This window comes from Brevibacillus brevis (assembly GCF_001039275.2).
In the GTDB taxonomy this organism is placed as follows: domain Bacteria; phylum Bacillota; class Bacilli; order Brevibacillales; family Brevibacillaceae; genus Brevibacillus; species Brevibacillus brevis_C.
This window is the reverse complement of the sequence record NZ_CP030117.1, coordinates 3,395,987-3,416,904: the sequence shown is the minus strand read 5'-3', so window position 1 is coordinate 3,416,904 and position 20,918 is coordinate 3,395,987. Positions and strand designations below refer to the sequence as shown.

General features: G+C 49.6%; 16 protein-coding genes. 15 read left to right on the top strand and 1 reads right to left on the bottom strand.

Annotated features, from left to right (window positions below; all coding sequences use genetic code 11):
* Nucleotides 1-6: 6 nt before the first annotated feature.
* Nucleotides 7-2,064: a LuxR C-terminal-related transcriptional regulator gene (locus AB432_RS16290; RefSeq protein ID WP_048033172.1), complete on the bottom strand. Its 2,058-nt coding sequence runs from the start codon at nucleotides 2,062-2,064 to the stop codon at nucleotides 7-9.
* A gap of 188 nt (nucleotides 2,065-2,252) precedes the next feature.
* On the opposite strand from AB432_RS16290, the gene AB432_RS16285 reads away from it, so the two are divergent.
* From AB432_RS16285 to dapF, 15 genes are all read left to right on the top strand, one after another.
* A complete protein-coding gene (locus tag AB432_RS16285) occupies nucleotides 2,253-2,678 on the top strand; it encodes a VOC family protein (protein ID WP_048033171.1) in 426 nt (141 codons plus the stop codon).
* A 59-nt stretch (nucleotides 2,679-2,737) separates the two neighbouring features.
* The gene (locus AB432_RS30525) at nucleotides 2,738-5,401 is read left to right on the top strand and encodes an IPT/TIG domain-containing protein (protein WP_048033170.1); all 2,664 of its coding nucleotides are present in this window, start codon (nucleotides 2,738-2,740) and stop codon (nucleotides 5,399-5,401) included.
* Nucleotides 5,402-5,527: 126 nt separating this feature from the next.
* Nucleotides 5,528-7,783 (top strand): ATP-binding cassette domain-containing protein, encoded by a 2,256-nt coding sequence (locus AB432_RS16275; protein WP_048033169.1) that lies wholly within the window; start codon nucleotides 5,528-5,530, stop codon nucleotides 7,781-7,783.
* Nucleotides 7,784-8,030: 247 nt separating this feature from the next.
* Complete coding sequence (locus tag AB432_RS16270) at nucleotides 8,031-8,693, top strand: TetR/AcrR family transcriptional regulator (protein WP_048033168.1); 663 nt, start codon at nucleotides 8,031-8,033, stop codon at nucleotides 8,691-8,693.
* A complete protein-coding gene (locus AB432_RS16265; protein ID WP_048033167.1) occupies nucleotides 8,680-9,564 on the top strand; it encodes an amidohydrolase family protein in 885 nt (294 codons plus the stop codon). Before AB432_RS16270 ends, AB432_RS16265 begins: the two co-directional genes overlap by 14 nt.
* A complete protein-coding gene (locus tag AB432_RS16260; protein ID WP_048033166.1) occupies nucleotides 9,551-10,321 on the top strand; it encodes an enoyl-CoA hydratase/isomerase family protein in 771 nt (256 codons plus the stop codon). The genes AB432_RS16265 and AB432_RS16260 overlap by 14 nt, the downstream gene beginning before the upstream one ends.
* Before the next feature lie 26 nt (nucleotides 10,322-10,347).
* Nucleotides 10,348-11,913: an AMP-binding protein gene (locus AB432_RS16255; protein WP_048035855.1), complete on the top strand. Its 1,566-nt coding sequence runs from the start codon at nucleotides 10,348-10,350 to the stop codon at nucleotides 11,911-11,913.
* 25 nt (nucleotides 11,914-11,938) lie between these two features.
* A complete protein-coding gene (locus AB432_RS16250; protein WP_048033165.1) occupies nucleotides 11,939-13,018 on the top strand; it encodes a M42 family metallopeptidase in 1,080 nt (359 codons plus the stop codon).
* A gap of 114 nt (nucleotides 13,019-13,132) precedes the next feature.
* Complete coding sequence (locus AB432_RS16245) at nucleotides 13,133-14,704, top strand: ABC transporter substrate-binding protein (RefSeq protein WP_235617742.1); 1,572 nt, start codon at nucleotides 13,133-13,135, stop codon at nucleotides 14,702-14,704.
* 31 nt (nucleotides 14,705-14,735) lie between these two features.
* Nucleotides 14,736-16,037: a serine hydrolase domain-containing protein gene (locus AB432_RS16240; protein ID WP_048033163.1), complete on the top strand. Its 1,302-nt coding sequence runs from the start codon at nucleotides 14,736-14,738 to the stop codon at nucleotides 16,035-16,037.
* A gap of 46 nt (nucleotides 16,038-16,083) precedes the next feature.
* The gene (nikB, locus tag AB432_RS16235; RefSeq protein WP_048033162.1) at nucleotides 16,084-17,022 is read left to right on the top strand and encodes a nickel ABC transporter permease; all 939 of its coding nucleotides are present in this window, start codon (nucleotides 16,084-16,086) and stop codon (nucleotides 17,020-17,022) included.
* A 1-nt stretch (nucleotide 17,023) separates the two neighbouring features.
* Entirely contained in the window at nucleotides 17,024-17,917 is an 894-nt protein-coding gene (locus AB432_RS16230; RefSeq protein ID WP_048033161.1) for an ABC transporter permease, read from the top strand.
* A gap of 36 nt (nucleotides 17,918-17,953) precedes the next feature.
* The gene (locus tag AB432_RS16225) at nucleotides 17,954-18,949 is read left to right on the top strand and encodes an ABC transporter ATP-binding protein (protein ID WP_048033160.1); all 996 of its coding nucleotides are present in this window, start codon (nucleotides 17,954-17,956) and stop codon (nucleotides 18,947-18,949) included.
* Entirely contained in the window at nucleotides 18,946-19,929 is a 984-nt protein-coding gene (locus AB432_RS16220) for an ABC transporter ATP-binding protein (protein ID WP_048033159.1), read from the top strand. The genes AB432_RS16225 and AB432_RS16220 overlap by 4 nt, the downstream gene beginning before the upstream one ends.
* An 81-nt stretch (nucleotides 19,930-20,010) precedes the next feature.
* Nucleotides 20,011-20,892: a diaminopimelate epimerase gene (dapF, locus tag AB432_RS16215; RefSeq protein WP_048033158.1), complete on the top strand. Its 882-nt coding sequence runs from the start codon at nucleotides 20,011-20,013 to the stop codon at nucleotides 20,890-20,892.
* Nucleotides 20,893-20,918: the final 26 nt, after the last annotated feature.

Here is a 20,918-nt window from a genome sequence, read left to right as displayed (position 1 = left end):
TTCGTCCTACACAAGCATTTTTTTCACCAACTGTGTCCGGTTGCTGACATCCATTTTTTCAAAAATCGATTTCAAATGCTTTTTTACCGTGACTTCGCTCAAATACAAGCGGGCAGCGATTTCCGCGTTCGTCAATCCCTCCAGAACAAGAGCGGCTACTTCTCGTTCTCGTGCAGTCAGCATGCTCATGTCCAGCGAGGTAACCGTGCCCTGTGAAGCTGGTAGAGCAGCAGTTGGAACCGCTTCTTCTTCCAGTCGTAAATCCGCATCCAATCCGGATCGTTTGAGTAGCTTTTGCAAGTAAGCGGGTAAATGTTTGCCTTGCGTATCACGAAAAAATACGAGCGTGGGTGTTACTCCGTCGTAGTTGGTGTGGGTGGCAAATTCGGCAATATCAAATCCCAAACTTTCATGGGCAGCCTTGAAAAAAGGAAATGGTGCAGGTGAACACAACAAAAATTCTCCGGTGAACATCAAGCCGTGCAGCATATGGCCAATGGCTGTATGTTGGGTAACATCCTCGTAATCGTCTTGATGAATGGTGTGAATGAACCAGCCAGCCCGTGTGTGTTCCGGCACGTTAAACCGTTCTAGCTCTTGTTTGGATAGAGCGGTGAAAAAGGAACGAGAGCCGGAATGCTCCATCAGGTAAGGAAGGGTTTTTTCGTTGATAGGAACAACTGCGGCAAGTGCCGAGATCGCTCCGTTTTCCTTGCGCAGAACGCGTAGCACGTCGTATCCCAGCGAGAATAGACGGTCATGATCAAGCCAATTCAATGGGTACAAGGTTTGCTCTGCTGTCAGGTGAAAATCAAAATGGCGGTTTGTATGCGGATCAAACAGCTTGATCGTTTTAGGGGAGGGACAGTGCCGCTGATTGCGGATATACTCCAGCAGTTCTTCCCGATGACCAGTGTGGATCGATTCGAATGGTTTAGGTAATGGATCGAACCAATTTAAAAAGGCGCGAATAAGTGCGTCACCTAAAAAGAAAGTAAGCTCCAATGCCTCTGGTGTGCGGACTGAATGCGCTGACTTGGTAAACTTCTCATAATAGTAGTGAACGGCCCGCTTCTGCAAATCTGCAAAATGAAGCGGTGTCCGTCCCCGCATATCCTGGGCAATGGATTCTCTCATCAAGGAATGAATCGTCCAGCCGCTGTCCACTTTCCGTACAAACGAAAATCGAATCAGTTGGAAAAACTCGGACGCCGTGATTTCCCTTTTCAATAAAAAAGACAGATTATCCTGATTGAAGTGACGCAATACGGCAGCAGCTTCCACGAGCGGACGCAAATGGTCGCCGGGAACTTCGCGCAGCCATTGGCTTACGACAAATGGCAGCGTATCCATTTCCTCATGAAAAGCACCGTTTCCTTCTTGATCTTTCGGTTGCAAGGTAAAGGACAGCAATGAAAGGGTAAGGGGATGCCCTTTGGAGCGCCGCCACATTTCTTGGATGATAGGCGGTTCAAAAATGTGACAGTAATGCGCATACCGCTCGACAGCATCGTAAGGAAGATGGGACAAAGGGACCCTACTGATGAAGTGCCGCCAACCTGGAGATAGAAGCCAAGCTTCAGACAGCGGATGCCGCCCTGCGATCACGATCAGGATATTCGCGCTTAATCGCTTGAAAAAATATTCGCGCAGCCAATGGTCCAAGCCGTCCAAGTTCTCGTAAATGTCGAGAAAGAGGACGAGTCTCTGATCAGCCGCTTTTTCATTCAGCTTCGAAACACATTCCTCTAATAATTGGGACGGATGGTACTCTTCTCCCTTGTGATAAACGTGCAATGTCTGCAAAATATGCAGGCAAAAATCAGAAGGAGTGTGCCAAAATTGCTCGCTGTCCAAAGAGAGCGTAGCTGCTTGACGCAGATGAGCTTGCCGCTTAAGCTCGTCGAGCAAATAGCTTTTTCCTACGCCTGCGGTCCCGAAGAGATTCATGATTTTTTTGGAGCGCCGCTCATCCGCAAGCAACTTCAAAAAATGAAGGACTTCCTCGGTTCGTCCCACCAACAGACGACTTTCCAGCTCTTCAAGGCTATCCTGATAATTCATAGCATCACCTGCTCCATCACAAGGTTTTACCTTTTTCTTCCTACGATTTTACTACGCTTCTTTTATACTGGGTACTCCAATTTATCGCACGGGTATCCTTTTGGATGCATCCTTTCGAGTAATATCGAGACCCGTATTCTCGGTGTTAGGATGAAACAGGCGAGTCAATACGAAAGGATGGAGGGAACATGGCAAAGCTAAGCCGCTTGGGTCACATTTCCTTATATGCGCATGATGTTCGCAGATTGGCCTCTTTTTATGAAACCGCACTTGAACTGGCAGTGGTGAACCATAGCGACGAAACGGCATGCTTGGCGATTGATCCGCAATCGGGCCGGCACGATTTGCTCATCCTGAACAATCCGCATCATGTGCATCTGGCATTTTGGGTGGATACGTTGGATCACTTCAAGGAAGTGTGGAGGAGGCTGACGGATCACGGTGTTTTGGCACATGGTCCGTATGTGGAGAGCGAATATGCACGTTTTTCTTTTCTGGATCCGGAAGGCAATCATGTGGAGATCACATGGGCGCATGGAGGGGAGACACTCCCTCCACACAGGAGAAAAATCAGCTTTCGGGAGTTAGAGAAATTCGGCGTCAGTCAAGAATGATCGTCCTTGCAATGAAGACTGACTCGCGCAAACTATTTCATTAAGGAGAGGAAAAAAGAATGTCAACTTCTACAAACACGTTCAATGCAGGGGGAAATACGCTCGGAATTACGACAATGGCTGTGAATCCGGCTTCCTTCCAAGCAGCACCCCAAGTGGTTCAGGATCGAATGACGTATCACAAAGCGGTGCTGGAATCATTCGGGATTACTTCCCTGACCAGTCTGGGGTCGCTCAAGATCCGTGGGACAGTAGTACCTCAGTCGGGGCTGACGAAACCAAGCCCCACGCTCTTCAGTGGGAATACCATGATTCAGTCTGCGTATCAAATCGACTCAGCCAAACCAACACCAACCTTGCAAATGTTAAGCGGAAAAGCGGAACTGTTGCAAGCAATCCCGTTTCCTAAAAAAATGACGGCTACATTAGCAGTACCGTCTCCTGCTTCGGCCTTGAATATTTCGGTAGACACTGCCTACTGGGCCGCATCGGAAATTTATATCGAGGATGGAACCAATGTCATTTTGAAATACCCGCAGCGTTACTTGATCATCATCGCCGAAAAGTTGACGGTCGGACAGAATGTTACGTTTACGTGGGAGCGTCCTTACCGCTATGTTCCAGCCAAACGACAAAAACCAATAACACCGCCAGATGCACCAATGTCTTCGACCCTCTCAGGTATTCCGGGGACACCTGGAACATCAGGATTGCCCGGAGACCGTGGATTCGACGGCGCTGCTGCTCCTGAACTCGAATTATGGGTTCTCGATATGGTGGGACGTCCTCATTTTGACTTGAAAGGGCAAGATGGCACACAAGGCGGACCTGGGCAAGACGGAGGAGATGGTGGCCGGGGAGGAAAAGGCAAACCAGCCGAATTGGATTGGGCAGGTTTCTGCAAAGCCGGAGCAGGAGCAGGTGGAAACGGTGGACGTGGCGGTGCAGCAGGCTACGGCGGCCCGGGAGGCAATGGGGGTGCTGGTGGGCGGTTGGCCTTGTACGCGCCACAAACCATCATCGAAAATTATTCAAAAGGTTTTGCGATCACGATTGAGGGGGGCAGCCCAGGTGCAGGAGGAATCCCTGGCAATCCTGGAGCGGGCGGACCAGGTGGAGCTGTGGGTGACAGCAAGAATGCAAAATTCGGTACGGCATGCGGTCCCGGTCCGAGAACGGCAGGTCAACCGGGAGCACAGGGTTCATTCGCCGATGCGGGGCGTGTCGGATATGCAGGGGGCAGATTGTCTGATCCTGTCAGCTTTCGAGCCATTGACGCAGATGAATTCAGACGCAAGCTCTTGGAGCCGTCGATCAGCCATGTCTCTCCGCTTTATGCATTCGCTGGTGATACAGTGACGCTGGAAGGAAGTCGTTATACCAAAACCGATGTTGTACTGATCGATGGCACGGAAACGAAAACCCAGGTAGTAAGTGATACCATGCTTCATTTTGTCTTGCCTTTCGTGACAGGAGGCTCCCATACGCTCCAAGTACGGCAATCAGATATGACTCTTTCGAGCAAGGCATCCGTCTTCGTGAATCCACGAGTCATTTCTGCCCAACAGGAAAATCAAGTGAAAACACGGGTGAGACCCGGACAAAAAGTGATCGTGAACGGAAGCGGCTTTTCTGAAGGGACTCTCGTCTTGGTAAACAACCAAGAAATGCCCGAGGTTCGGATGGTAAGCTCGACGCAATTAGAATTTACCTTAATTCGACCAGCCGAGGTGGAGAGCAATCCAGCGGGTGAGCAGGTGACCCTGAAAGTACGGCTTTCCGATGGCACACCTTCGAATGAAATTCCACTGACCCTAGAAACCTTCCATATGCTCGTAATGGGTGATTCCGTGAGCTGGGGGCAAGGCTTGCAAGAGCATGAAAAGTTTTACTCCATCGTGGGTGCTGCCGTTCAGGCCAGAGAAGGAAATATCAAGCAATATACACAAGTACTCGCTCATTCCGGCGCCATCATTGGTGAGGGTAAGCATGACATAGTGGCCCCCGTAGACGGCGAGGTACCTAAATCATTCCCAACGATCCTGCAGCAATGTGCGTTCTTCAAAGGTGAGGCTGAACTGGTGGATCTGATTCTATTAGATGGAGGCATGAACGATGTCGATGTTCGGACAGTTCTGAATCCATTCCATCCAGCCGACTTGGGGAAATTACATTACGACTATTTTTATGTGAGTATGAAGCAATTGCTGGTCGATGTAACGAATAAATTTACACAAGCGAAAGTCATCGTTACCGGTTATTATCCCCCAGTGTCTGAAAAGAGCGATATGACTGCGGTAGAAGCACTGTTGATCGGCGTAGGGGCCATTGTCGGAGGAGTCGGCGGCGGTGCAGCCGGAGGAATTCTCGGGCTTGCTGAGTTGGAAAAGGTATACAAGCGCTGTGCCCAGCTAGAAGCAGAGTCAAAGCTATACCTGCGAAAAGCCATCGATGAGAGAAATGCGGAGCTCGGTCAACAGCGTATCTTTTTCGCCGATCCGAATTTTGGTCCGGAGCATGCGGCCCTTACGGATGACCCCTATGTATTCGGCATCAATTTAGACCTGACTCCCCAAGACCTGATCGCAGCCGAACGACTCGTCTCCTGCACAGAAGCTGGGTGCACGGGCTTGGATTTCGAGATTTGCAAGCGTGCCTCCATCGGTCATCCTAATCAAAAAGGAGCCCAAGCGTACGCAAACGCAATTTTGCCTCTTCTATAAGCAAGAAAAAAAGCATGGGATGATTGACCCTGAAGGGCTGTTGGAGGAACTGATGTTCCCTAACAGCTTTTTCATGGTACAATGTAAATATAAGTAAAACTGAATGCTATCGGAAGGATGATGGGCATGATCGAATCAAATCAGGAGTATATCGTAATCTCCGGTGCGAGGGAAAACAATCTCAAGAACGTATCTTTGCGCATTCCCAAGCGGAAGATTACGATCTTCACCGGTGTATCCGGATCGGGCAAGTCATCGATCGTCTTCGATACGATCGCAGCAGAATCCACGCGATTGCTGAATGAGAACTTCAGCATGTTCGTGCGCAATTTCCTGCCACGCTATCCGCAGCCGGATACGGACGCGATCGAGAACCTGAGCATGGCGGTTATCGTGGACCAGAAGCGGCTGGGCGGTGGTTCCCATTCCACGATGGGCACGATTACTGATATCTCTCCCATACTCCGTCTTCTCTTCTCTCGAGTGGGTCAGCCCTATGTTGGACAAGCGCATATGTTCTCATTTAACGATCCACAAGGCATGTGTCCCGAATGCAACGGGCTCGGTCGCAAATTAGGCGTCGACATCAGCAAGGCTGTTGACATGTCAAAGTCGTTGAATGAAGGGGCAATCATGCTGCCGGACTATAAGGTGGACAGCTGGGACTGGACGATCATCGTGCAGTCGGGTTCCTTCGATCCAGACAAGAAGCTGAACGATTATTCGGAAGAGGAACTGGAGCAGTTGCTCTATGGCAAGGCGAAGAAAGTGAAGATGGATTTTGCAGGGAAGGCAACGAATATTACAGTGGAAGGCGTCATTGAGAAGTTCACTAACAAATACATCAAGCAGGATGTAAAGACGAAGTCTGAACGTACACAAAAAGCTGTAGCGCCGTTCATCTCCGAGGGTACCTGCTCCAGTTGCCATGGGGCAAGACTCAGTCAAGCCGCACTCAACTGCAAGATCAATGGACTCAACATTGCGGAGATGTCCTCCATGGAGGTCGGTCAGCTTATCCGAGTTATTCGGGAGATTGACGATTCGGTCGCCGCTCCGATGATCAAGTCACTTACGGAGCGGTTGCAACATCTGGTGGATATCGGGCTAGACTATTTGACGCTGGACCGTGAGACGGATACATTGTCCGGAGGCGAGTCGCAGCGCGTCAAGATGGTGAAGCACCTGAGCGGCAGTCTGGTGGATGTCACTTACATTTTCGATGAGCCCAGCGTTGGCTTGCACCCCCGTGATGTACATAGACTAAATGAATTGCTACAGAAGCTGCGCGACAAGGGGAATACCGTCATTGTCGTTGAGCATGATCCCGATGTGATCAAGGTGGCAGATCATATCGTCGACGTCGGACCTCACGCCGGCAGCCACGGCGGTACCATCGTGTATGAAGGCAGCTTTGAAGGTCTGCTGGAGTCAGGGACACTGACAGGCACCCACATGAAGCGACCGGTCCAACTGAAGCAAGATTCCAGGAAGCCGTCCGGCAAGCTGTCCATTGAGAATGCCACACTCCACAACCTGCGGAACGTGAGTGTTGATATTCCAACAGGAGTCCTGACCGTCGTTACGGGTGTCGCAGGCTCAGGCAAGAGTACGCTGATTAACGAAGTATTCCTCAGCAAACATCCGGATGCGATTGTCATCGACCAGTCAGCGGTAGGAGTGTCAACACGCTCGAATCCCGCGACCTACACAGGGATCATGGATGATGTGCGCAAGGCGTTTGCTTCGGCGAACAAGGTCAACCAAGGCTTGTTCAGCTTCAACTCCAAGGGGGCTTGCGAGAACTGCCAAGGTCTAGGTGTTGTGTATACAGACCTTGCATTCCTCGAAAGCGTAAAGCTGCCGTGCGAAGTTTGTGGAGGTAGACGGTTCAAGGAAGAGGTGCTCGCGTACAAACTAAACGGCAAATCAATTGCAGAAGTGCTGGAGATGACTGTGGAGCACGCATTAGAATTTTTTGAGCTAAAAGAGGTTGTGCGCAAGCTCCAGGCGATGAGTGATGTGGGTCTGAACTATATTACACTCGGCCAACCGCTCAGCACGCTCTCGGGCGGGGAATGCCAACGCATCAAGCTGGCAAGCGAGCTGCACAAGAAAGGGAGCATCTACGTGATGGACGAGCCGACGACTGGTCTCCATATGTCAGATATCGGTCACCTTCTGGAGATCATGAACCGACTCGTGGATGCAGGTAATACAGTAATTGTCATCGAGCACAACCTCGATGTGATCAGCCAAGCGGATTGGATTATCGATATGGGACCGGACGGAGGCAGCAACGGCGGTCAGGTGGTCTTCGAGGGCACTCCTTCGCAGATCATCCGTGCGGAACAGTCGATCACGGGAAGATACTTGAAGTAAGGCAACATAACGTATTCAGATCTCCTCATGGGAAACCGGAGGAGATTTTTGTTATGTCCAAATAAGTGTCAGAAAATAAAAAATAATCTTGACATTAAAACAGGTGATTAGTAAAGTGGTGATTACAAGCAACCTATCGATCGATCGATCGACAAAATCCAAAAAGCAGATGATGTAACCGCCACAAGTAACTGGACATGAGAGACTCTCGTTTCCTGCAATCATCAGTAGAAAGGAGCGCGCTTTTTTGACGAAAGAAAAAATATTTCAAGCAGCATTACGACTATTCGCAAGAAAAGGTTTTGAAGCAACCAGCATACGTGATATCGCTCTAGAAGCAGAGGTAACCTCCTCCACCCTCTATCATTACATGAAAACCAAAGAGGATCTGCTCGTTGCCATCATGCAAGAAGGGTTACAGACCCTTCTTGGAAATGCAAAGGAAGTACTCGCTGAGCTTGAAGCGCCCGAACAACAATTGGCAGCGTTTGTACAGCTTCATGTTACCAGCCATGCCATTGACAAGCTAACAGCGCTAGTAGTAGATACCGAGTTCCGTGCGCTGACAGGAAATACGCGCGTAGAAATTGCCAGGTTGCGCAGTGAATATGAGTTGCTCTTGCAACGTATTTTATCGGGCGGATTAGAGGGGGGAGTATTTACGATAGAAAATACCAAGCTTGCCGTCCTGGCTTTGCTTCAAATGTGCACGGGTGTCGCCCATTGGTACTCGCCCGATGGCCCAAATTCTTTGGAAGAAATCAGCTTAAATTTTTCCGATATGGCGCTTGCACTCGTTCAGGCCAAGCGAAACGGTCAGCAACTGACCGTCTCCGATTTGGATCTGCCTGAACCCGCTCGTTTTTTTATGAAACCATGGCTGGGGGCTGCTGCGCATGAACATTCTTGATGCCCGTGTCCGCTTGCCACAGCAGTTCCGTGAGGCACGCATAGGTGAAATGCGAGATGAGTACGTCGCTCAATATGATGCGGTATTACAAGTAAGATCGACTATCGCGAAAACGCTCGACGATTTGATTCAAGAAATGAAAGAATCAGGAGTAGACCACGCCATTATGCATGCAGAATACGAATTCGGCGAGGATGGGGATGCGCTGAATGAAGCATTGGCAAAAGTCATATCCGCTCACCCTGAGCTCTTCTCAGGATTCGGTACGATTTCAATGGAGCATTTCAGACCGATGCGCGCTGTCCAACAAGTGAGCCGCATCAGAGAGCTTGGCTTTCTGGGAGTAAACATCCAGCCTGCATTTTTTGAGATGCCGATTGATGATCGCAAATTATATCCCGTATACGCAAAGGCTGCCGAGTTAGGCTTGGCAGTTGCCATTCATACGGGAATTAATTATTCGGTGATTCATCCCATCCGAAATGAACACCCACTGTTGCTGGATCAAGTCGCCTGTGATTTCCCAGAATTAACCTTGATCGCGTGTCATGGGGGGTGGCCCTGGGTGCCTGAAATGGTTGCCGTATTGCGCAAGCACCCTAATGTTCTGATGGATTTGGGAGGGCTTTCTCCAAGGTATTTGGGGGTGCAAGGAGCAGGGTGGGAGATGATGTACAGGTTAGCAAACAACCTCTTGCAAGATCAAATCCTCTTTGCAACAGACTGGCCTGTATTTCCTCTGAAACGCGCGATTGCAGAATGGAAGGAATTAAGCATAAAGCCCGAGGTGCTAGAGAAGGTGCTCGGTTCGAATGCAAAAGCATTGTTTTCCAAAATAAAGGCGGAGGTAAAAAAGAATGACAACACGTAAGGCGGTGGTAGAGTGTGAGATCCATCAAGAGATAGGCTGGATTCATCTGAATCGCCCCGAGCGGTTAAATGCAGTGATTCCACAATTGGTAGAGGAGCTGTATGGATCGCTCGATAAGTTGGAACGGGAAGGAGTAAGGGCAGCAATACTGGCTGGCCGCGGGAATGCTTTTTGTGCAGGACATGATTTGCGTCATGAAGAAAAGCCTGCAAATGAGGCTGAGCTCCGTCTTAATATACAGAAAATTCAGGATATAACACGAAAGATCCAGCGTGTTCCTTTTCCGGTGATCGCTGCGGTCCATGGCTATGCACTAGGGGCAGGGTGTGAGTTTGCGCTCGGATGCGATTTGATCATCGCCGCTCAAGATGCCGAATTCGGCTTTCCGGAAGTGAGTGTGGGACTTAGTGTTACCGGAGGAATCTCGCATATCCTTCCCATCGCGATCGGACTGGTCAGGGCGAAAGAATTGCTGTTTTCGGGCGAAAGGTTCGGTGCATCGCAAGCACTGCATCTAGGACTCATCAACAAGGTAGTGGATCATAAAGTGTTAGCTGAAGAAGCTGAGAAGTGGGCGAAGCGGTTAGCTGAGCTCCCGCAAGTAGCGCTGGCAAAAGCCAAATTTGCGCTAAATCGCGGGGCACAATGCGATCTGGAGGCAGCTTTTGAATTGGAGATCGAGCATGCGCTGGCAACCGTGCAAACGATCGAATCCAAGCAGGCGGCTGAAGAGTTCCGAAAAAAAGGATCGGTATAGAGAAGGAGGGCTGAAACCTTTTGGACATGCAAGAAATCAAGTCTTTGACGGCACGGGCGGCCAAACGATGGGGAGAAAAAATCGGGCTTGTCTTTGATGAATGGAATGAACAACTGTCATTTCAGGAGATAGAAGACCGTTCCAACCAGATTGCCAACATGCTCCAAGTGCTGGGCGTAGGCTATGGGGATCGGGTAGCCGTCATGCTGAGGAACCAGCCGGAATTCCCGCTTACCTGGCTGGCGTTGGCAAAACTGGGCGCGAGTATCGTGCCGATAAATGTAAATTACAAAGAGTACGATGCACAGTATATCCTCCACCACTCCGAAGCAATCGTTATCGTAACTTCACAGGAGTTTATATCCCTGCTACAGAAGATCAGACCTTCCTTACAAACCCTCAAAACCATCCTCTCAGTAGACAAATCAGACGATCCCAACATTGTCGATTTCAGAACGATGTGTGAAACAGCGCCCACGACTCCAACAGCGCTTACCGTTTTTCCTGAAACTTTAGTCAACATCCAATATACATCCGGCACGACAGGCTTACCCAAGGGGTGTATGCTTTCCCATGAATATTGGCTCACCATAGCCAAAAAGATGGTCGAGCAGCATCCCCATTTGACCAATTCCGATGTACTGTTAACCGCGCAGCCCTTTTACTATATGGACCCCCAATGGAATTTGCTGGGTGCGATTGCTGTGGGGGCAAAGCTTGTGGTTCTCGATCGATTTCATCCCTCTACATTTTGGCAGAAAGTACGGCAATATGGCGTTACCTTTTTCTACTGCCTGGGGATCATGCCCACGCTAATGGTCAAAGCACCACGCTCGCCATTAGACAGGGAAAATAACGTTCGCACCATCCTTTGCTCGGCCATTCCCCCGCATCTACACCGCGAATTGGAAGAGAGATGGGGAGCGCCATGGTATGAGGTTTTTGGCATGACAGAGACAGGTGGAGATATTTCGGTAAAACCACACGATCATGACCGATTGCTCGGAACAGGCTGCATCGGAAAACCGGATAAAGACCGGACTGTCCGCATTGTTGATATTCACAACCGTCCCGTTTCGAGGGGGGAGGTTGGCGAGCTCCTCCTGCGGGGCTTGGGGATGATGGATGGCTACTATAAAGATCCTGATGCGACTTGCGCTGCCTTTCAGGGCGGCTGGTTCCACACCGGAGATTTGGTGCGAATGGACGAAGACGGATACATCTATTATGTCGGCAGAAAAAAAGAGATGATTCGCCGGAGCGGGGAAAATATTTCGGCTACTGAGGTTGAGGAAGTCATGAAAATGCATCCGGCCGTGCAATATGCTGCCTGCCTTCCGGTGAAAGACGAAATACGCGGGGAAGAAATCAAGGCATACGTGGTGGTGAAAGCGGGCCAAGTGGTGCCTCCTCATGAGTTGATCACTTATTGCACCGAGCGCCTTGCTTACTACAAGGTTCCACGATATTGGGAATACCGCAGTGAATTGCCTCGTACCCCATCTGAGCGTATAGCCAAGCATGTACTGGCGAACGAAAAAGCAGATCTTCGCATCGGTTCCTATGATCGCATTGATGATAGATGGAGATAACATGCAAATGGAGAGGAAGATATGGATGAATAGTTGGGTAAAAGTACTGAAAGAACTGACAGAGGCTTCCGGAGTTCCCGGACAAGAACAGGAAGTGCGCGAATTAATGCACACGTACTTGGAACCGCTTACAGACGAAGTGTTCACAGATAATCTGGGAAGCATAATCGGGCGGAAAACAGGCCTGGCCAATGGACCCAAAATCATGATGATGGGCCATATGGATGAAGTGGGGTTCATGGTAACGCGTGTTATGAAGGATGGATTCATCGCCTTCCAGCCGCTTGGTGGCTGGTGGTCGCAGGTGATGTTGGCACAGCGTGTGAACATTAAAACAGGCAAAGGGGACATTGTCGGCGTAATCGGGTCAAAACCGCCACATCTGTTATCTTCGGAAGAACGAAAGAAAGTGGTTGAGATCGAACAGATGTACATCGATATCGGAGCATCCAGTGCAGAACAGGCAAAGGAGCTGGGGATTCGCCCAGGTGATCCGATTGTGCCGATCTGCCCTTTCACGGTGATGGCGAATGACAAGATGTATATGGCTAAAGCGCTCGATAATCGCGGCGGTTGCCTGACAGCCATTGAAGTAATGAAACAGTTGCAAGAAACGGATCACCCCAACATCGTATTCAGCGGCGCTACTGCACAGGAAGAAGTGGGATGCCGCGGCGCATTCACGAGCACGTATATGGTGCAGCCAGATCTATTCATTGCATTGGAGACGGGGATAACGTTTGATACGCCGGGAAGCGCCGACGCTCCTAATTTGCCTGATATCAAGTGCGGTGGCGGGCCTACGATTGGTCTATTCGACGGCTCGCTCGTGCCCAATCGGAAATTGCGGAATCTGTTATTTGATACGGCTGAAGAGGAAGGCATCCCGTATCAATATGCTGCTATTGCAGGTGCGGGTACGGACGCCGGAGCTGCTCATATGGTTGGCAAAGGGGCTCCATCCATCGTCATTGCAATCCCTGCGCGTTACATTCACAGTCACGCTTCGATTCTCCATCATGATGATGTGGAAAATACGGTGAAATTGCTGAAGGCTCTCGTCAAAAAGCTGGATCAAAAAACGGTTGATTGGCTCAGATCGTAGGTGGTAAGGAAATATCCCATACAAGGGAGAGTGGTGCCATTCATGGGGATAAGAAAGCGGGAACCCGCCACGTTTGTGAGCATTGTCCTTTTTTGTTTCGTACTTTTGGCAAGCGTGGTCGGCTGCGGGACGCATGCCACGAAACCAGATACTGATGACGGAAAAAAAGATGCCAATCTATCTGAGAAAAAGGGCGGAACGATCACTGTTGCGATCGGCAGTGAGCCAGATACACTGGATGTCCACAAATCGACAGCGTTAAGCACGGAGGGGGTCGCACTCAATTTAGGGGGGTCTCTCCTTTACAGAGATCCCCAAACAAATGAGGTCAAGCCCCATCTGGCCGAATCGTACTCCCTTTCGGAAGATGGGAAGACCTGGACATTTCGTATTCGCCAAGGCGTTACCTTTCATGATGGGACTCCGCTTACTGCACAGGCGTACAAGCAAACGTTTGAGCGAGCCATGTCTCCGGAAATCGCTCCGAAAGGCGTAGGGATGGTTCTTGGCATCATCAAATCGATCAAAACACCAGATGATCACACCCTTATTTTGGAATTGAATGAACCGTCTGCCACGCTCCTCACCTATTTCACTTCCGCGAGCTGGATGCAGCCGCTCTCGGTGGACGCGGTGCAAAAGTTTGGGGATCAATACGGAAGGAATCCGGTCGGTGTCGGTCCATGGAAGATGGAGAGCTGGAGATCAGGAGACTCTATCACGCTGATTCAAAATGATGCGTATCGCTGGGCTACGCCCTTCTTTAAAAATCAAGGACCACCGAGGCCGGACAAATTAGTTCTGAAATTGATTCGAAATCCGCAAACGGCTGTCGCTGCTTTGGAAAGCGGAACCATCGACATCGCTGATCTGCCTGCGAAAGACGCGAAGAAATTCAAGAACAACAATCGTTTTACGGTACTTGAGCAGACAAAGCGCGGCTTGGGGCTGTTTGTCGAGCTGAACTTGAAAAACGAGATTTTACAAGATAAAAACGTGCGCAAAGCGTTGCAAATGGCCATAAAGAAAGAGGCTATCGTGCAATCGCATCTGCAAGGCGAAGGAATTGTTGCAGATGGTCCGTTACCAGCAAATTTGTTCGGATACGATCAATCCATCGCCCAATATGCATACAAATACAACCCCGACGAAGCGGTGAAGCTCCTGGAAGAAGCCGGATGGAAACTAAATGCACAAGGGATAAGGGAGAAAGCAGGAAAACCGCTTCATCTCGAATTGTTGAGTATGGAAGTATGGTCTCAACCTGCCCAGTTGATGCAAGGAATGTTCAAAGCGATTGGGGTAGACGTGAAAATTATTACGTTGGAAGGTAGCGCAGTCGACGAATTAACTGCTGCTGGCACATTTGACTTGGCGCTGGATGGATACGTCGCTGATGACCCTGATATTTTGTTTCCGTTCATGCATTCCACTCAGATCGGTGGGATGAATCGTTCAGCCATCCACGACAAAACGATCGATTCCTTGCTGGAAAAGGGACAGGTGACGATGAATAGCGATGATAGAGCAAAAATCTATGAAGATCTTCAGAAGCGTGCTGTGGAAGAGGCGTTTTGGATTCCTATTTACACGGAAAAACGGTTTGTCGTGGTAAACAACCGTGTTCAGGGGCTGATGCTTGATCCATCCGGACTGAAATTGTATCAGGACGTGTGGGTTAAGTAAGCGTGGAAACAAAAAACAAGGAGAACAGGTCATGAACAATCAGGAATGGATTGTGAGTTATGAGGAGTTTGTCCGCGAAACAATGATGGGAAGCAAGGTGCCTGGAGCTGCAATTGGAGTGGCCAAAGACGGACAGCTCGTTTATGCCAAAGGCTTCGGCTATCGTGATGCCGAGCAAGGTCAGGTAGTGACAGTTGATACTTTGTTCGGAATCGCTTCGATTACGAAATCGTTCACCGCTATTGCGATCATGCAGCTACAGGAAGCGGGAAAACTGACGGTTGCCGATCCTGTTTCCCGCTTTTTGCCAGAGTTTCATGTAAAAACGGGAAATGGAACGCAAGCAATCACCATTCACAACTTTCTAACCCATTCCTCCGGTTTGCCGCCATTATCTTGCGTCGATGATGCACTCAAGCGTGGGATAAACACCTATGAGGAATTGATGACCGATATGGCACAACTGGAATTTACTTTATTGGGCGCACCAGGTACGGAGTTCAGTTATTCCAATGATTGCTATACGCTACTGGGAGCAATCGTTGAGCGAGCAAGCGGAAAGCCATATTCGACGTATGTGAAGGAGCATATTCTCCAACCAGCGGGAATGCAGCATAGTTGCTTTTCTTTGGTGGAGTTGCACGGGTACGAGGATAGAACACCTCTATTTGAGACACCGCCGTTTCAATCATCCGGCGGATTAAAATCAACGCTCACCGACATGATGAGATACACCGAGCTGTTTCGAACAAAAGGTTTGATTGGCAAGGAACGAATTCTTCGCACGGAAAGTGTGCAGCAGATGACCACCCCTTATTTCCGATGCGAACATAACCAATATTACGGGTATGGTATAGCGATTACACCCAATTTCTACGGTGCTGTGATGCTGGGCCATAGCGGCAGAGAGAAAGGGATTCAAGCCTACATGAGCATCATTCCCGAGAACGGATTGGCTACTGTGGCACTCACCAATCTCAGCGGCTCGCCGGCTGCCGCATTGGCACATGGCACGTTTCACTGTATCGAGAATCGTCCTGTGAAATCAACGCATGTCACGTATAAGGAATATGACCTCCCGACAGATCGTCTGCTTGAATATGCGGGCGAGTACGGCTCTTTGGAAGGGATTCATCTTCAGGTAAGCGTGGATGCTGGCACGCTGATCGTAACGGTCGATCATTCGGACTCATTCTCTTTAAAAGCGATCGAAGAAGACGTTTTTCTTGCAAACATTGAAGGGTCGGATCAAACCGTACGTTTTATACGAGACGGAAGTCAAACGGTAATTCGCATGATGGGCTCCTATCGCCAAATTCCCAAGCGAGTTTAGCCGTAAGCAATGAAAACGCATTCTGGGAGAGAGGAGGGAGCGAATCATGAAACAGTATTTGTTGAATCGGATGCTATCAGGAGTGATTGTCCTCCTCGGGATTTCCATCTTTTCGTTTGCGCTTGTTCATTTTATTCCTGGAGATCCGGTACGGATCATGTTAGGGGAAAAGGCTACAAGAGCACAAGTGGAACAGTTACGTGAACAAATGGGGCTAAATCAGCCCCTTCCTCATCAGTACCTGACCTACATGGAAAAAGTCATCCAAGGGGATTTTGGGACTTCCTTACAAACAGAGAGACCTGTCATCGTGGAAATCATGGAACGATTTCCGGCAACGGCCAAGCTAGCCTTTGCTGGGATTGGCATCGCGGTCGTGATTGGTTTAACGATGGGAATAATCGCTGCGAGATACAAAAATACCCTCTTGGACTTTATGCTGATGGCGGCAGCCTCGATCGGATTATCGCTGCCGAGCTTCTGGTTGGGGTTAATCGTCATCATGTTATTTTCCGTTCAATTAGGCTGGTTTCCAATCGCGGGTGGTACAGGATGGAAGGATCTTGTTTTGCCTGCTTGTACCTTGGGCGTTTTGTCTTCCGCGATGATCAGCCGACTGACGCGTTCAGGTATGGTCGAAGTGCTTTCCCATGATTACATTCGAACGGCACGGGCCAAGGGATTGAGGGAGTCGATCATCCTATTCCGACACGCCTTGAGCAATGTCATGATTCCTGTTGTTACGGTGGTAGGCTTGCAAATCGCGACTCTGCTGGGCGGGGCGGTGATCATCGAACAAGTCTTCAACTGGCCTGGGATCGGTACATTGGCTATCCGTGCGATTTCATCCCGTGATTTTCCAATGATTCAGGGCATTGTGCTGCTTATGGGCTTCGTCTATGTCGTGGTAAATATGATGGTCGACCTCCTCTATGGTTTGATTGATCCGCGTGTCGACCTCATTACGGAAAAGGAGGGGCGGTAACTTGAATGAGGGGAGCAAAACCGTAGCAGATGGGGCGATGTATGCCAAATTCCCGATTTTTCCCAAGCTTGCCTTTTGGGGAAAAATCAAGAAACAGCGAGCAGCAAAACTAAGCTTGATGGTGCTTTTACTCATTTCTGTGATCGGAATCGTCGGGCCTTGGATCGCTCCGTATGACCCTACTGAAAGTAACTACGAAGCCTTTTTGCAAGGCCCGTCTGCCAAGCATGTTCTCGGAACGGACGCGATCGGACGCGATTTGTTTTCCCGTATTTTATACGGAACACGCGTTACGCTTGTGGTTGCTGTCATGGCGGTCGGGATCACAGTAGCGGCAGGAACGGTGATTGGTGTTATCAGTGCGTATGTGGGAGGATTCATTGATCACCTGCTCATGCGGATGATGGATATTTTGCTTGCCTTGCCGGGGATCATTTTGGCCTTGGCCATTGTCGCGGCGCTTGGACCGAGTCAAACCAATGCGATGATCGCAATCGGCATTTCTTCGATTCCCAGCTTTGCGCGTCTGATCAGGGCAGCTACGCTCGTCATCATGTCGTCTGGATATGTGGAAGCCAGCAGATCGATCGGGACGCCGAGCTGGTGGATCATTCTCTTCCAGGTTCTCCCCAATATTACGAATGTATTGTTCGTTTACATGACATTGTTCGTCGGGGGAGCGATTCTCGATACGGCTGCATTGGGCTTTATTGGCTTGGGCGCGCAGCCGCCGACTCCCGAATGGGGGACCATGCTGAATGAAGGAAAAGATTATTTGTCCGATGCCTGGTGGCTTGCGACATACCCGGGATTGGCCATCACCATTGTCGTGTTAGCAGTAAACCGGCTGGGAGATGCTTTGCGTGATATTTTTGATCCTCGTACGCAAAAGTAAATGGGCAATAAGAGGATGGAGAGGAGACTTCCATTTATGGAGAATGTATTGGAAGTGACGGGGCTGACAACCCGGTTCTCGAAAGAGTCGGGTACGATTACGGTTGTTGATCAGCTTGATTTACATGTGAAAAAAGGGGAGACACTGGGAATTGTCGGAGAGTCGGGGTGCGGCAAGAGCGTCACTTCGCTCTCGCTCATGCGACTGTTGGACAATAATGCCACTTTGACTGGAAGCATTCGGTTCAACGGGAAAGAAGTCCTTGCGCTGAGTGAAGCCGAGATACGCAGTCTCAGAGGCAAGGAAATGGCAATGATTTTTCAGGAACCGATGCATTCATTAAATCCGGTGTTGACAATCGGCCGACAAATCAGTGAGGTACTGCACGAGCATGAGGGTAAAAGCAAAGCGGCGGTAAAGCAACGGGTACTGGATTTGCTTACCGTGGTGGGCATCTCCCGGGCGGAAGAGATTTACAGGGATTACCCGCACCGTTTGTCAGGAGGAATGCGGCAGCGTGTGATGATTGCCATGGCGATCGCATGCAATCCGTCATTACTGATCGCTGATGAACCGACGACCGCATTGGATGTGACCATTCAAGCGCAAATCTTGAATCTGATCAAAAAAATCAGAAGGGATATCGGCATGTCAGTGATCATGATTACGCATGATTTAGGGGTGATCGCTGAAGTGTGCGACCGCGTCATGGTGATGTATGCGGGACAAGCGATTGAGACAGCGGACGTAAGGTCGTTGCTGCGCAATCCGAAGCACCCGTACACGGTAGGTTTGCTCCAATCGACACCAAGGCAACGCGCAAAAAGGCTTCACAGCATAAAAGGCAGTGTGCCGACACCGGAAAACAAACCCAAAGGGTGCCGGTTTGCTCCGCGATGCGATAGAGTGATGGCGATATGTTGGGAGCGGAATCCTGTGCTCCGTCCAGTGGATCAGTATTCTTCTTGTCGATGCTGGTTATTTACGCAAGACAAGGATCATGAACAGGAAGGCTCGGTGGTAGGTGGATGACGACTCCAATCCTGGAAGTGAAAGGGCTGCGCAAGCTGTTTCGCATGAAAAAAGGGTGGCTTCAACAACCGCATGATGTTCATGCTCTAAACGGGATTGATGTGAACGTCTATGAAGGTGAAACGCTGGGGATTGTCGGGGAGTCAGGCTGTGGAAAGTCTACATTGGGAAAATGTATTCTGCGTTTGTTGGAACCGGTCCAAGGCGAAATTCGTTTCCAAGGTAACGAAATAGGAAAAATGAACAAAAAAGAAATGCGTGCAGTAAGGCGAAATATGCAAATGGTTTTTCAAAATCCATTTGAAACATTGAACCCGAAACTAACGATCGGGCACATCTTGACGGAGCCGCTAATTTCGCACGGTATTCCCAGAGAGCAGCGACAAGCGCTACTGGAAGAAACGATTGACATTGTCGGCATGAGCAAGCAGCATCTATCTCGCTATCCTCACGAATTTTCCGGAGGGCAAAGACAACGAATTGGCATCGCCCGCGCCCTGATTCTTCGGCCAAAGCTGATTATCGCAGATGAGCCTGTCTCCGCACTGGATGTGTCGATTCAATCGCAAATCCTTAATTTGCTGCAGGATTTGCAAGAACAATTTTCCTTGACCTATGTCTTCATTTCGCATGATTTGAGCGTAGTTGAGCACATTGCCGATAAAGTGGCGGTCATGTATTTAGGTGAAATCATCGAGTATGCTGAGAAAGAGAAGCTGTTTGGACGACCGCTGCATCCCTATACACAAGCGTTGCTTTCAGCCAAGCCCATTACCGATCCTGATGATACGCGAGAGAAAATGGTATTGTCAGGAGATCTCCCGTCTGCGTCTAATCCGCCGAAAGGATGTAAATTCCATCCGCGCTGCCATACCAGCATGGAAATATGCAAAGTCGAGGTGCCAAAGCTCCGTGAAATAGAAGGGCAATCGGTCGCTTGTCATCTCTATCAATCATTTCCCGCAATTGATCCTTCTTAACGCATAGTGACTGCTCCCCAGTCCATCCTGTGGAGCAGTCGCTTGTTTTGCACGGTACATCGGATAAAAAGGGGGAGCGAAATGTTTGATCGTGGGGTTCCGTTTACAAAAATGAATGGCTGTGGCAACGACTTTATTGTAGTAGACAATCGCGATGGCCTGTTGAACGAGGTTGCGCTTTCAGCCTTTGTCCAAAATGTATGCAGGCGAGGCACTTCAATCGGTGCGGATGGGTTCATGCTGCTGGAGAACTCCAACATCGCCGATTTTAAGATGAGGTATTTTAACGCAGATGGCAGTGAAGGAGAAATGTGCGGAAACGGTGCAAGGTGCATGTCGCGCTTTGCTTACCACATCGGAGCAGCCAAGACGAAGATGAGTTTCGAAACGATGGCCGGCATCTATCAGGCAGAGCTCAATCAGAACGGCGTGAAAGTCAAGTTCCCCGACGTTCAATTGCAAGCGCTGAAGCTGAATCAACCATATGAGTGGGACGGACCGAGCGACCTCTACCACTACGGTGTTGTCGGAGTTCCCCACACGGTCTGGTTTGTCAAAAATGTTTTCGCAATAGCGGACGACCAGCTTAGAGAATGGGGACGAATGGTCAGAAATGATCAGCAGCAGTTTCCCAATGGTACGAATGTAAATTTTGTGGAACTGATTGATAGGCAAACGCTTCGCATCAGAACCTATGAGCGCGGAGTAGAGGCAGAGACCTACGCGTGCGGTTCCGGATCGACTGCTGCAGCAATCATTGCAGGTGTTTTAGGACATGTAGACACCTCTGTAAACCTGCTTACTCGAGGGGGACCACTTAAAATTTCTTACCATCTCACAGACGATGCTGCCGAATCCGTTTACTTGGAAGGCAACTCAAAGCTGGTAGCAGAAGGACATTTGTTGCCCGATGCATGGATTACGAATAAGACACAAGTTGACATATTTAAAGGTCTAGAATAGTGGTAAATCAACGAAAGGAGTAACCA

What these genes read in the sequence shown, in the direction of transcription:
- AB432_RS16290 (WP_048033172.1), bottom strand. Translation starts at nt 2,064, where the DNA reads ATGAATTATCAGGATAGCCTTGAAGAGCTGGAAAGTCGTCTGTTGGTG.
- AB432_RS16285 (WP_048033171.1), top strand. Translation starts at nt 2,253, where the DNA reads ATGGCAAAGCTAAGCCGCTTGGGTCACATTTCCTTATATGCGCATGAT.
- AB432_RS30525 (WP_048033170.1), top strand. Translation starts at nt 2,738, where the DNA reads ATGTCAACTTCTACAAACACGTTCAATGCAGGGGGAAATACGCTCGGA.
- AB432_RS16275 (WP_048033169.1), top strand. Translation starts at nt 5,528, where the DNA reads ATGATCGAATCAAATCAGGAGTATATCGTAATCTCCGGTGCGAGGGAA.
- AB432_RS16265 (WP_048033167.1), top strand. Translation starts at nt 8,680, where the DNA reads ATGAACATTCTTGATGCCCGTGTCCGCTTGCCACAGCAGTTCCGTGAG.
- AB432_RS16260 (WP_048033166.1), top strand. Translation starts at nt 9,551, where the DNA reads ATGACAACACGTAAGGCGGTGGTAGAGTGTGAGATCCATCAAGAGATA.
- AB432_RS16255 (WP_048035855.1), top strand. Translation starts at nt 10,348, where the DNA reads ATGCAAGAAATCAAGTCTTTGACGGCACGGGCGGCCAAACGATGGGGA.
- AB432_RS16250 (WP_048033165.1), top strand. Translation starts at nt 11,939, where the DNA reads ATGAATAGTTGGGTAAAAGTACTGAAAGAACTGACAGAGGCTTCCGGA.
- AB432_RS16240 (WP_048033163.1), top strand. Translation starts at nt 14,736, where the DNA reads ATGAACAATCAGGAATGGATTGTGAGTTATGAGGAGTTTGTCCGCGAA.
- nikB (WP_048033162.1), top strand. Translation starts at nt 16,084, where the DNA reads ATGAAACAGTATTTGTTGAATCGGATGCTATCAGGAGTGATTGTCCTC.
- AB432_RS16225 (WP_048033160.1), top strand. Translation starts at nt 17,954, where the DNA reads ATGGAGAATGTATTGGAAGTGACGGGGCTGACAACCCGGTTCTCGAAA.
- AB432_RS16220 (WP_048033159.1), top strand. Translation starts at nt 18,946, where the DNA reads ATGACGACTCCAATCCTGGAAGTGAAAGGGCTGCGCAAGCTGTTTCGC.
- dapF (WP_048033158.1), top strand. Translation starts at nt 20,011, where the DNA reads ATGTTTGATCGTGGGGTTCCGTTTACAAAAATGAATGGCTGTGGCAAC.